9 protein-coding genes and 1 pseudogene are annotated in these 12,677 nt (G+C 43.4%); all 10 read left to right on the forward strand.

The genetic code is table 11. From position 1 onward, the window contains the following. Window positions 1-32: 32 nt before the first annotated feature. The 10 genes and pseudogenes from F7D20_RS04590 (at window position 33) to F7D20_RS04630 (ending at window position 12,622) form a co-directional block, all read left to right on the forward strand. Complete coding sequence (locus F7D20_RS04590; protein ID WP_158463033.1) at window positions 33-2,093, forward strand: hypothetical protein; 2,061 nt, start codon at window positions 33-35, stop codon at window positions 2,091-2,093. A gap of 68 nt (window positions 2,094-2,161) precedes the next feature. Beyond that, a complete protein-coding gene (locus F7D20_RS04595) occupies window positions 2,162-3,082 on the forward strand; it encodes a hypothetical protein (RefSeq protein WP_158463034.1) in 921 nt (306 codons plus the stop codon). A gap of 58 nt (window positions 3,083-3,140) precedes the next feature. Continuing rightward, window positions 3,141-3,254: pseudogene (locus F7D20_RS13050) on the forward strand (recombinase family protein); the annotation flags it as partial. Window positions 3,255-3,353: 99 nt separating this feature from the next. Further along, complete coding sequence (locus tag F7D20_RS04600; protein ID WP_158463035.1) at window positions 3,354-3,962, forward strand: DUF1016 N-terminal domain-containing protein; 609 nt, start codon at window positions 3,354-3,356, stop codon at window positions 3,960-3,962. 10 nt (window positions 3,963-3,972) lie between these two features. Beyond that, window positions 3,973-4,860 carry a GLPGLI family protein gene (locus F7D20_RS04605; protein WP_158463036.1) on the forward strand — a complete coding sequence of 296 codons (888 nt, stop codon included), beginning with the start codon at window positions 3,973-3,975 and terminating at the stop codon, window positions 4,858-4,860. A gap of 518 nt (window positions 4,861-5,378) precedes the next feature. Next, window positions 5,379-7,418, forward strand: coding sequence for a TonB-dependent receptor (locus tag F7D20_RS04610; RefSeq protein ID WP_228114102.1), 2,040 nt, complete (start codon window positions 5,379-5,381; stop codon window positions 7,416-7,418). Window positions 7,419-7,452: 34 nt separating this feature from the next. Then, window positions 7,453-7,611 carry a hypothetical protein gene (locus F7D20_RS04615; protein WP_158463038.1) on the forward strand — a complete coding sequence of 53 codons (159 nt, stop codon included), beginning with the start codon at window positions 7,453-7,455 and terminating at the stop codon, window positions 7,609-7,611. Between the two features lie 131 nt (window positions 7,612-7,742). Further along, window positions 7,743-11,174 (forward strand): glycosyltransferase family 117 protein, encoded by a 3,432-nt coding sequence (locus F7D20_RS04620; RefSeq protein WP_158463039.1) that lies wholly within the window; start codon window positions 7,743-7,745, stop codon window positions 11,172-11,174. Between the two features lie 92 nt (window positions 11,175-11,266). Continuing rightward, the gene (locus F7D20_RS04625) at window positions 11,267-11,878 is read left to right on the forward strand and encodes a polysaccharide deacetylase family protein (protein WP_022252882.1); all 612 of its coding nucleotides are present in this window, start codon (window positions 11,267-11,269) and stop codon (window positions 11,876-11,878) included. Continuing rightward, window positions 11,879-12,622, forward strand: coding sequence for a hypothetical protein (locus F7D20_RS04630; RefSeq protein WP_158463040.1), 744 nt, complete (start codon window positions 11,879-11,881; stop codon window positions 12,620-12,622). Window positions 12,623-12,677 lie beyond the last annotated feature (55 nt).

Here is a 12,677-nt window from a genome sequence, read left to right on the forward strand (position 1 = left end):
TTCAAGTCTCTTGGAAAATAGGGAAGAAATAGATGAAAGCATTGTTAGTCATCATAATGAGTTTGTGCATACATGTAACTTATGCACAGAAACCAGATACAACTAAAACTTTTATTCAAGGCAAAGAACTTGGTGAAGTTGTTGTAAAATCATCTTATCTTACAAGAGAAGGTGATCATATCCTTGCTATTCCTACAAAAGAGCAACGTAAACATGCTGTAACTGGTTATGACCTGTTGAGCAATCTCATGATTCCGGGAGTGTCTGTCGAGCGTTCGACTGGAAGTGTGACAACTCCCAATGGGGCTGCGACTCTCTATATAGATGGGCGTGAAGTTGATTTTCGAGAGGTACAGTCTTTAAGACCGAAGGACGTTTCTCGAGTGGAATATTTTGATGTGCCAAATGGTAAATATGCAAAAGATGCATATGCTATAAACATAATAATGAAAACACTCAACAATGGTGGCTACACGCAACTTGATGCGTCTCAGAATGTAGGCTATCTCTATGGTGATTACAATCTTATTTCGAAATTTGTCACAGGAACCAAAAGTTTTAACCTTTGGGCTGGATATTCTTTGGAAAATCCAAAATCGTCTATGGACGAGGATGAGACTTTTATTTTCCCTGATTATCAACTGAATAGACTGCAGCATTACAATAATGCTGACAATAGGCAAACGGAAGAATATGTACAGGCATCAATCAGCAACCGAGGAAGAAAATATATTTGGATGCTTAGAGGTGGTATGGCATGGAATGCCTCAAAAAACGATGTCTATAATGGAATGACGGAGTATTGGAAAACTGCTGCTGCAATCAAGAACGGTAGCATTTTGGACATTAACACAAGAAACAAATCTTATCGTCCAAGTGTCTATTTTTACGGATTGCACACATTTTCTAACACAAAATCGTTGGATTATGTTTTTGATGGATATTATTCTCGAAACGATTATGACCGTCTCTATAACGATGATAATGTGTCTTTTCGTTCACTTGTCAAGGAAGATTATTATTACATCAAAGCGAATGCAAATTATTCTATGGCGTTCAGTCATAGAAATAGATTGGCTTTCAGTTTATACGAGTTCATGAGAATTAGTGATTCCGAATATGTTGGGACTTCTGCATATAATCAAAATTTGCATTCGTCCGAAACCATCCTTTTTGCAGACTATTCCCAACGTTTAGGGAGTTTTTTCTTTGATATTAATCCAGGACTGTCATTTCTAACATATCGTTTGGAGGGGATGAGGTCTATCAATCATCTTACGCCGAGACTTCAGGCAAGAGCTACTTATAGGATAGATAAAGTACAGCAACTTCAATTTATGTTCGCTTTGGGAAACACCTATCCGAGGATAAATACGATTAACAATGTAGAACAGCAGATAGATCCTATCATCATTCTCAAAGGTAACCCGAATATGGATAATTCCATTCTTTTGAATCCGCGATTAAGCCATACCTTGAACCTTAACAAATTCGCTTTGCAAACGGGAGTATCATACTTTTACCAAAATCATTCGATTATTTCGGATTACTATATTCGAGACGGGCATCTTATTAGCACTTTTAGAGATGACTGTATCTATCATCGTCCCAGTGCAGATATATCTATGACCTATAAACCTTCAGGTTCGCTTAACATGAAAGTTTCTGGTCAATGGATTGAACATTTAGTTCGAGGAGGGGCAGAGCATCGTAATTTGTCTGCATTCTCTGGGACTGCTATGATAAATTACTATGTTCGGGATTTTTCTTTTGGTGCATCCATAGCGTCACCGGCAAGAGATTTGATAGACAGCCAGATTAGTAGAAAGACATTTTGGCGGTATCAACTATCGGCAATGTGGAATCATGGGAATTGGGCTATCGAAGCTAATGCAAACAATTTATTCATGATGAAGAATAACATTGTAGATGAATTATCTGCATCATATTATTCTTTCAAACAAATAGATCAAAGTCGTAGTTATAATCAGTATGCAAATCTGAAAATTGTTTATAGTTTTGACTATGGCAAGAAGACATCAAAGTCACCAGATTACAAACATCAAAATAGTGAAAGTGCAATCTTAAAATAAGAAGGCAAAGACATAATCAAGTCATTGGTAACATGTTCATGCGAAATGCAAATTAAAAATTACGAATTATGAAAAAAATACCATCTATAATGATTGTAGTTTGGGGAATAGCGGTATTATGTACACTATTCTTGAGTTCATGCAAGCGACCAGAGGTCTTAGACAATAGTACTCTTGTAAATAGCGCAAGAAACGTGGCTTTGACCTTTGGTCCTGCGTATGTTCCATATTTTAAAGAGGCTAACGTATCGGATGTTCAAGTTTTCAAAAAGGAGGATTACGGAGACAGCCGCCCTCAAATAAGAAAACAGAATGGAAGAAAGTTCTATACTGTAACTTTTACATATGATAGTACTGCCGTTAAATTTGATTTTGGATTTGCAGCAAGAGTCAGAATATGGAAAGATACAGGAGAACCATTAGATGTTATATTTGGTAATGGTTGGGGAATAAATTTTCTATTTTTAAGTTTTAAGGAACAAACAGATCATTCTGCAAAGAAACGCATAAAGGAAGTGGCTTCTGACTCTATTGTTAAAGTACCATTGCAAACTGTACATGAACCAGAGAACATTTGGAATTCCAATGCTGACAACAAACAAGACAGCCTATCAACAAGGGATTTTCTAACAAATACAGAGAAAGAGAAAACAAAAGAATTGGCTTCACAAGTACCAGATAGCATAAGAAATCGTTTTGCAGTTTTAGTGGATAAATGGAATTTTGCAATAGACCATAATCCTAAGACGCGATATAGTGCAAGCACATATTCATATACAAAATTGCCTGAGTTCATTCCTCTCAAATCAATGGGAAAACAAATAGTTCCACTAATTATGGAACGAATGATAAACCCTACCGATTTTTATTTTCTTGTTCTTTATGAAGCTGTACTGGAAGGAAATGAAACGAATGACGATTCTAAGTTTAGCGAAAGCGAACAAATCAGAGCTATAAGGTGTGTAAAAAAATGGCTGAAAAAACAATAATAGGCAAGTTCTTCTATATTGAATCTACATCATTTCTCCTGTGCCGCATAATATAGATGTAAGTTTACTCCGAAAGGGGTATTCCATTCGGGATGTGGCGAAGTTAAGTGGAAAGGGCGTGAGTACGGTACAACGAGTGAAGCGATTACTAAAAGTACAATCATCGCAATAATACTATTGATTTTACGTTCTTTTCAAAGAAAGGGGTTGTGCAATAGTGGCTTAAAGGCTAAAAGCACTACCTTTGCAAATAATATCAAAATAGAGTATAATGGAAGGAAACAATATAACAGTAGATAAAGCTGTCCAAACCATAAAAGGGGCTATTTTGCGAGCTCAAGCACAGGCGAGCCAGTCAAGTAATGCCATACAATTGTCTTTATATTATGGTATAGGACGTTATGTGTCTATCAATTTACAGCAAGCACATTGGGGCGCAAAGGCTCTTGATACTATTAGTGACAGGCTGCAACGTGAATTACCAGGATTAAGAGGTTTTTCTTCTGGTAACTTGAAGAAAATGCGTATCTTCTATGAGGAATGGCAATGCCTTTCAATTGGTTCGCCAATGGCGAACCAATTACAACAGCTTGAAAATAAAATAGAAGAAGGTGTTGAAATAGGAGAAAAGACACTCCTTTGTATTAACAGACCTATAGAGTTAGCAGACTTGCGTATAGAAGATTTCGTGGGCATTAGTTTTACTCATCATATGGAAATTTTGCATAAAACTACCACTTTAGATGAGCGTATCTACTATATACATCAAGTGAACTTGCATCATTGGAACAAGTACGTATTACGGAAATACTTATCAGATGATCTATATCACCATCAAGGCAATATGCCTAACAATTTTCCAAAAGCGATAATTCATTAAAATTAACAGAATGAGATTCCTTGTTTTATTTATTACGATATTAATATGTTCGAACACTATTAAGGCTCAAAAGCTATATAGTGAGAGTGGCGATTTTTATGAGAAATCAAAGAGGAGTGTTGTTGATCATGCCAAGTTGGGAGTATTTTATGAATTAAAGTTCCGCAAAGATTCTACCAAGTTGGATGATTATACTGAAGCGCAAACAGTATTGATGGTTTCAGATAAGCACTTACTTTTTAGTGATTATAATCGATTGGCATTAGATTCAATAAATGACTATTTAGCCAGTAGCAAACAAAATAAAAAGGACCAAAAGGCTCGTGAAGAATGGATGCAAGCTATTAAAAAATGGACTTTTTTCTTTGTTACGCTAACTGATTTAGAAGAACAAAAAACCACGGTACAGACTTACGATGTATTGCGAAGCTACGAGTACACTTACCCAACGCCTCAAATGGACTGGCAATTGGTATCCGGGGATTCTATAATAAATCAAAGAGCTTGCAAAAAGGCCATTTGTTCTTTTGCCGGTCGAAATTATATTGCATGGTACACAGAAACTATAGCACTTCCTTACGGACCTTATCTTTTTACAGGATTGCCTGGGCTGATCATGGAAATCCATGATGAAGGTCGCAATTGGATTTTTACAAATAATGGGGTCGGAAAGATGCCTCAATACAGTGACATGTATCTTTATAAAAAAAGGTATATCAAAGATTTGATTGTAACCACACGCGAGAATGCCCTGACCGGTTATCGGAATGACATTGAGGATTTTGATAATCTGAGTATTGAGATTTTCAAGGTAAGGGTTGAAAAGAACGGCCAAATGGTTACTCCGGAAGCAAACAATCCGAAACGTCCCAGTAATATGCTTGAATTACAATGGTAAAGATTTTTAAAATATTATTTATGCTATTTCTGTTTCCTTTGTCTGTATGGGCGCAGGAAACAGAAGGCGTTTTTAAGGGTATTGTTACGAATACAGAAGGCATTGGCATTGCTAATGTATTATGTAAGGCATTAAGTGCCACGGATTCTTTACTGGCTTATGGTATCACCCAAAGCAACGGACATTTTCATTTACAATACAAGAAGAATGTAAATAAACTGACATTCTCGAAAATGGGCTATGCCACACAAATTATTTCAGTTCAAAAGGATAAATATCAATATACCGTTCAGTTAGAAAAAAAACCTTATGAGCTTGATGAAGTTGTAGTGAAAGAGGCCCCTATAACTCGTAAAAAAGATACGCTTGACTATTATGTAGAGTCTTTTCGTCAGAAAGAGGACTATAGCATTGAGGATGTGCTCAAACGCATGCCGGGTATTGAAGTGACGAATTCAGGACAAATTCTGTATCAGGGTAGCAGCATCAATAAACTGAACATTGAGGGATTAGACCTTATGGGTGATCAATATAACCAAGCCACTCAGAATATGCCAGCTGAGGCCGTATCTACGATTCAGGTTATGGAAAATAATCAGCCCATCCGTGCCTTGGAAGGAAAAATTCATAGTAATCATGCGACACTCAATATAAGGTTAAAAAAGAACTATAAAATGCGCCCTTTTGGTGACGCAGAAGTGGGAGCTGGAGGAACGCCTGCTATATGGGACGGTAGTCTGACAGGGATTCAAGTGGCAAAGAAGAATCAAGTATTATTTACCGGAGCCTTAAACAACAGAGGTGCCTCATTGCGCAACTTGCAAAATGGCATGTCGAACTATACGGGCATTTATGCACAAGAGCAATTGCCAGCTCCTTTCCTCTATTCTACTACAACCCGCCGTCCACCCATTTCACCTATTTATTACTTGAACAACCGTTCCTATTTTGCCGGACTGAATTATATGCACGCTTTCACTCCTTATTCCACTTTACGTTTCAATCTGCTTTACAACCACGAAGGAGAAAACCGTGAGGATAGCACCCGAAGCGAGTATTATGCGGGCGACACAATCAGTATTTACGAAAACAATCGGCAAAAGAGCTGTGAAGATGTAGTAAAAGGACAGGTGCGTTACGAATTGAATGGCAAGAAGGTGTACGTGGAGAACATCCTTTCGGGACAATGGCAGGATGTCAGCTCCTATAATCAAAATGTAACCAATTTAGGCTCTTTGGGAGAGGACATACATCGCAAACCTTATTTTATTCAGAATGTCGCCAATGTCAACCTGACCACTCCAAGTCGTGTCTATAGTTTGGCTTCCATTGTGCGTACCTATCAGACGCGCGAGCGACTTTCTGATTATTGGACAACAGCAGATAACGAATACAAACGGCAGAGCTATTATCTGAACCATTGGTTTATGCGCCACCGGCTTTCCACGGCTTTCGATATAGCGGGCAATCCCTTGACGTTGGGTTACATTATAGAATACAAGCACAACCGACTACACGATACCCAACAGACGGCTACTTCGTCCTATTGGCTGCACACACTCGAACCATCGTATCAAATTCAGTGGAGCGGTGGAAACGTCGAACTACTTCTTCCTGTGGAATATACCATTTCCCGCTGTGGCTGGCGGAAAGAAAAAGAACAAAAAGTTCTATTCTCTCCTTCGCTCGATTTCACTCAACAAATTAGTTATCTATTGCGAATGGAAACCTCGGTAGCCTATAACCAAAATGCTTCAAACGCCGATCCTTGGTTCAATGGAACGATGATGAACAACTACCGTACATTTACGACAGGTATCGACAGCCTTTCGGTGCAGCGTGTCGCGTTGGCGAATCTCCGTCTGTCGTATCTGAACACCATCACGCTCTTTTCGTGGAATGTTTATGTCGGCTGGACGCGCAGTACTTCCGACCATTATCTTAAAAGTCTTTATATGCCAGATTATACGCTCTTTGTTCCAGTGTGGAACGACCGCACGAAAACTACCTGGAGCATGGCACTGTCATGTCGTAAGAACTTTCGCAATGCCCACATCAATTTGAGCGGACAGACAAATTATTCATATAATAAGGAGTTTGTGTCTCAAAACGAGGTGGAAGATTATATGCGCTATCATGCCTTGCATGCTTCAGTCACGGCGCAATGGAGCGGACTGACATGGTTCCAACCCAAACTCACCATGGCCGGAAATATCAGTTGGAAAAAGCCTGATGTCTTCTCTGCAACTGACAACCTGCTGAAAAATGCCTATTATTCCTTAACTATGGATTTCTATCCTATCAGTAAACTCCGGCTGTATGCCGACTTTTCGCAATCGGCCTTCGAAATAGTCCGTAACCATTACTCTATTAACAGTTTTTTGAATGCCGGTCTGCGCTACGATTTCAATTCTCGCTGGTCTGCAAGCGCAAATATCAACAATTTGTTTAACCGCAAAGACTACGAAGTTTCGCTTTATCAAAGAGCCAATTTTCAATACTACCGCGTACCGCTGCGTGGTCGTGAGTTTATGATTTCGCTACGGCTTAAATATTAAGATAAAGGCCTATTTAACCCAAATCCTTTAATTTTTGTTGCAAAATATCTATGATTATGAGGATGGCATAGCCAAAGTGAGATGGGAGGTTAATCCTGATGGTATGTATTATCGTGATGAGGATGGCTTTGGCAAGACTGACGATGATGAACAGAACCTGTTCCACAATCGCTTTATGGAAGGGGCTTTCTGAGAAATATAATATTATCTAAAAAAAACAGCAAACTTCGCTCTTTTTCTTCTCTTTTTAGTATCTTTGCAGCGATTTATGCCCTGAGGCATCGTAAAGAAAGTAAAATCATACATTTAAGTTTTAAAACAATAATGAAACAGTACAAATTGGTGGACAATATCTTCGGATGGGTCGCTTTCCTTATTGCGGCCTTCGTGTATTGCTCCACAATTGAGCCGACAGCCAGTTTCTGGGACTGTCCTGAGTTTATCACAACTGCCTACAAGCAGGAAATCGGTCACCCTCCTGGGGCACCTTTCTTCATGCTCTTAGGTAATTTCTTTACTCATTTTGCCAGCGATACCACACAAGTCGCCAAGATGGTGAACACGATGAACGCTCTGCTGAGTGCCGTCTGCATCATGTTCCTCTTCTGGACCATCACGCACTTGGCACGCAAGCTCATCATCGGCGACTGGAAAGAGATGACCACCGCCAAGATGGTAGGCATCGAGGCATCGGGTATGGTGGGAGCACTCATCTATACCTTCAGCGATACCTTTTGGTTCTCGGCTGTAGAGGGTGAGGTATATGCTTTCTCATCTGCCTTTACTGCCGTGGTTTTCTGGCTTATCCTGAAATGGGAAGACCATGCCGACGAGCCTCACAGCGACCGATGGCTGGTACTCATCGCCTATATGACAGGCCTCAGCATCGGTGTTCACCTGCTCAACCTGCTCTGCATCCCTGCCATCGTATTGGTATATTACTACAAGAAGGTGCCACATGCCAACCTCAAGGGCTCGCTCCTGGCGCTGTTCGTATCTTTTCTGGTAGTCGTTGCCGTGCTCTATGGAGTGGTGCCTGGTATCATCACCGTGGGCGGATGGTTTGAGCTGTTCTTCGTCAACACCTTAGGCTGCCCATTCAATACGGGTGAGATCGTATATATCATCTGCTTGGTGGCTTCGGTCATCTGGGGTATCTACGAGACCTACAATGCCACTGACAAGAACGAGAAGCGACAGAACCTTGCCTTCGTCTTGGGCTTCGGCATGCTCGGAATCCCCTTCTACGGATATGGATGGAGCGCTGCCATCACAGGTATCGCGGTGCTCATCGTATTGTGGTTTGTACTGGGTTACAAGCGCAAGAAGGAAGTTGTGGTTAAGAACGACGAGACTACCGGACTTACCAAGACCAAAGTGCAGCTCCTGCCTCTCATCTCAGCCCGCGTGAAGAACACAGCCCTGCTGTGCATGCTGATGCTGATGATAGGTTACTCAAGCTATGCCCTCATCGTGATCCGCTCGGCTGCCAACCCTCCTATGGACCAGAACTCGCCAGAGGATATCTTCACCCTTGGCAGCTATCTGAGCCGTGACCAGTATGGCGACCGTCCTCTGTTCTACGGACAGGCCTATACCTCACAGGTGGCACTCGAGGTGGATGGCGACATGTGCAAGCCGGTGATGACCGAGGGTGCTCCCGTATACCAGCGCAAGGAGAAAGCCAGCAAGGACGAGAAGGACTCATACTTCGTAGTGAGCCACAAGAATAAATATAAGTATGCGCAAAATATGTTCTTCCCACGTATGTATGATGCCGCTCACGCACAGGCATACGAAGACTGGATGGGTGGCGTCAACGGAACAGAAGTACCTTTCGACCGTTGCGGTGAGAACATGACAGTAAAGGTTCCATCACAGTGGGACAACATACGCTTCTTCCTCTCCTACCAGTGCAACTTCATGTACTGGCGCTACTTCATGTGGAACTTTGCCGGACGACAGAACGACATCCAGGGCAACGGCGAGCCTGAGCATGGCAACTGGATTACGGGCATTCCGTTTATCGACAACGCCATGTTGGGCGACCAGAGCAAGTTGCCTGATGACCTGAAGGAGAATAAGGGACACAACGTGTTCTACTGCATGCCTCTGATATTGGGTCTCATCGGTCTCTTCTGGCAGGCATGGTACACCCGCAAGCGCAAGGTGGTGAAGAACGGAAAGGAGACAGAGGAGTTGCTGCCTATCGGTATCCAGCAGTTCTGGGTGGTGTTCTTCCTCTTCTTCATGACAGGTCTTGCCATCGTGATTTATCTGAACCAGGTGCCTATGCAGCCTCGTGAGCGCGACTACGCCTATGCCGGCTCGTTCTATGCCTTTGCCATCTGGTGTGGCCTGGGCGTACTGGCTATCCTCGACCTGCTGAAAGAGCATGCCAAATTGAGCGGTACTGCCGTAGCAGCCATCGTGGCAGTCATCACACTCCTTGTACCTATACAAATGGCTTCGCAGACATGGGATGACCACGACCGCAGCAACCGATACACCTGCCGCGACTTTGGTCAGAACTATCTGATGTCGCTCCAGGAGAAGGGCAATCCTATCATCTTTACCAACGGTGACAACGATACCTTCCCATTGTGGTACAACCAGGAAGTGGAAGGTGTAGGCACAGACGCACGAGTTTGCAACCTGAGCTATCTGCAGACCGACTGGTATATCGACCAGATGAAACGTCCTGCATACAATTCACCTTCCGTTCCTATCACCTGGCCACGACTCGACTTCTGTTCAGGAACCAATGAGTATGTGACCATAGAGCCAGAGGCCAAGCAGCAGATTCTCGACTTCTACAAGCAGGATCCCGAGACAGCCAAGAAGCAGTTGGGCGAGAATCCATTCGAGTTGAAGAATGTGCTGAAATACTGGGTTCGCAGCAAGAACCCCGACCTGCACATAATTCCTACCGACACCCTCTACCTCACTATCGACAAGGAGGCAGTAAAGCAGAGCGGTATGATGATGGCAGCCGACAGCATACCAGACAAGATGGTTATCTCATTGGCAGGAAAAAACGCGCTCTATAAGAACGACCTCATGATGCTCGAGATGCTGGCACAATGCAACTGGAAGCGTCCGCTCTATGTGGCACTCACCGTAGGTGAGGAGAACTATATGAACTTGGGTGACAACTTCGTACAGGAGGGACTCGTCAACCGTATCACTCCTTTCACCACCAACAAGCCTGGTGCCAAGAACTTTGATACGGAGAAAGCATACCACAACATCATGACCCGCTTCAAGTTTGGCAACCTGAAGCAGAAAGGTCTGTATGTGGACGAAACCACTATGCGTATGTGCTACACTCACCGTCGCCTGCTGGCTCAGACAGCCCTGGCGCTCATCGCTGAGCACAAGGACAAGAAAGCCATCGACATTCTGAAGAAAGCCGACGTGGAGATACCTTATTATAATGTTCCTGTCGACTATATGAGCGGCGGTCTCGACATGGCACGAGGATGGCTCCTCACCGGTCAGAAGGCCAAGGGTGAGGAATACCTCAAGAAAGTATGGACCAACGCCACACAGTATCTCAACTACTACCTCTCGCTCAACGCCGATCGATTCGCACAGGCACAGAGCGACTGCATACGCCAGATCATGATCATGCAGAGTGCAGCAGAGGTGGCTGGCATGGTAAGTCCTAAACTGGAAGCACAGTATGCCAAGCAGCTCAACGCCCTCTACACACTCTATCACGGACGTGGAGGACGTATGCCTGAAGGGTACTAAAATGAGGAGTTAACTCCTCAGCGACCGAAGGGAGCGATAACTCCTTAACTCCTTTAGCTTCTGAATATTAAACATTTAAAAAGAACTCGTCTATGTTTATCGAGCAACCAGCCAAATGGCTGAGATGGCTGTATCCGAAGGCAATTTGGAGGATGGATCCGAAGGAACACTCTGTTTACCTGACGTTCGACGACGGACCCATACCCGAATCTACACCTTTTATCCTTGAGACGCTGAGGAAATACAACATCAAGGCGACATTCTTCATGGTGGGAGAAAACGTGTTGCGCAATCATGACCTCTACAACCAGATTGTGGCAGAGGGCCATCAGATAGGCAACCATACATTCAACCACATTGGAGCCTTCAAGCATCGTGTGATCTCCTATGTGCTCAACACCAACAAGGCCAACGAAATCATCCACGCCCACCTATTCCGTCCGCCACACGGATGGATGAGACCCAGCGAGTACTGGTGGTTGCACCGCACCTACGAGGTAATCATGTGGGATGTGGTAACACGTGACTACTCCAAGTGGCTGACGGCAGAGGACGTGGTAGACAATGTGAAACGATACGCCCGCAACGGAAGTATCATTACATTCCACGACTCGCTGAAGAGCATAGACAAATTGAAGACTGCCCTTCCGAAGGCTATAGAATGGCTTCAGGAACAGGGCTACGAATTCAAGATATTCAAATAAATGAAGAAAAGAATAAACAGCTATCAGGCTGTGGCAAGTTTCGTAAGAGGTTTCTTCGAGGCTTACGCACGTGGCATCATCGATGCTGTCATAGAGGGCAACGACTTCGAGAAGAAAAACGATCCAAAGGAAATCAAGCAGATGATGTTGGAACACTATGGCGAGGTAAACCAATATTACTTCGACATCATGTTCTCTACCTTGGTACGTCTGAACTACAAGACTGCCGAGGAAGCCAACGAGCGCATGCACAAGAACTTCGACAGTATGAAGAAAGCCGACCCAACCTTCGAGCCTACCATGCTCGACTACCTGCGCATTGCCTGCAAGAGTCCACAGCTGTACAAGGCCATGGAGGCTGAATACAAGCGCAACTTCACCTGGCTTCTGCAGGGCAAGTTCACTACCCTTGAGGAGCATGTACGCGACTATACCCACGGCATCCTCATCAGTCTGGCCGACGAGCCCATGGCTGTGCACCTGCTGGTAAGGATTATCGTGAAGGCTTATGCCGCCGGGCTGAAATGTGGAAGCAAGGAGGGCAAACTGCCACAGTTGCACATGCCAACTATCCACGGCATGCTGCTCAACAACGTGAACATACTGCTCAACGAGACACCGCTGAAAAGCAGCAGCGAAGACCCTGTGGCGCTCTTCAAAGAGGCGTGCAAAGAGGAAGAAGAAAACATCAATGTACTCTTCAATACTCTCAACGACACGATGAAAGAACTCGCCGAAGAGTAAAAAGAAAACTTCACTACTCGTGTTGTGCAACCGCACAACACCTGAAAGACAACCG

This window comes from Segatella copri (genome assembly GCF_009495355.1).
Lineage (GTDB): Bacteria > Bacteroidota > Bacteroidia > Bacteroidales > Bacteroidaceae > Prevotella.

Excerpts from the sequence above, each read along its gene's own strand:
- F7D20_RS04600 (WP_158463035.1), top strand. The coding sequence starts at position 3,354 with ATGGAAGGAAACAATATAACAGTAGATAAAGCTGTCCAAACCATAAAA.
- F7D20_RS04625 (WP_022252882.1), top strand. The coding sequence starts at position 11,267 with ATGTTTATCGAGCAACCAGCCAAATGGCTGAGATGGCTGTATCCGAAG.
- F7D20_RS04595 (WP_158463034.1), top strand. The coding sequence starts at position 2,162 with ATGAAAAAAATACCATCTATAATGATTGTAGTTTGGGGAATAGCGGTA.
- F7D20_RS04630 (WP_158463040.1), top strand. The coding sequence starts at position 11,879 with ATGAAGAAAAGAATAAACAGCTATCAGGCTGTGGCAAGTTTCGTAAGA.
- F7D20_RS04620 (WP_158463039.1), top strand. The coding sequence starts at position 7,743 with ATGAAACAGTACAAATTGGTGGACAATATCTTCGGATGGGTCGCTTTC.
- F7D20_RS04610 (WP_228114102.1), top strand. The coding sequence starts at position 5,379 with ATGGGTGATCAATATAACCAAGCCACTCAGAATATGCCAGCTGAGGCC.
- F7D20_RS04590 (WP_158463033.1), top strand. The coding sequence starts at position 33 with ATGAAAGCATTGTTAGTCATCATAATGAGTTTGTGCATACATGTAACT.
- F7D20_RS04605 (WP_158463036.1), top strand. The coding sequence starts at position 3,973 with ATGAGATTCCTTGTTTTATTTATTACGATATTAATATGTTCGAACACT.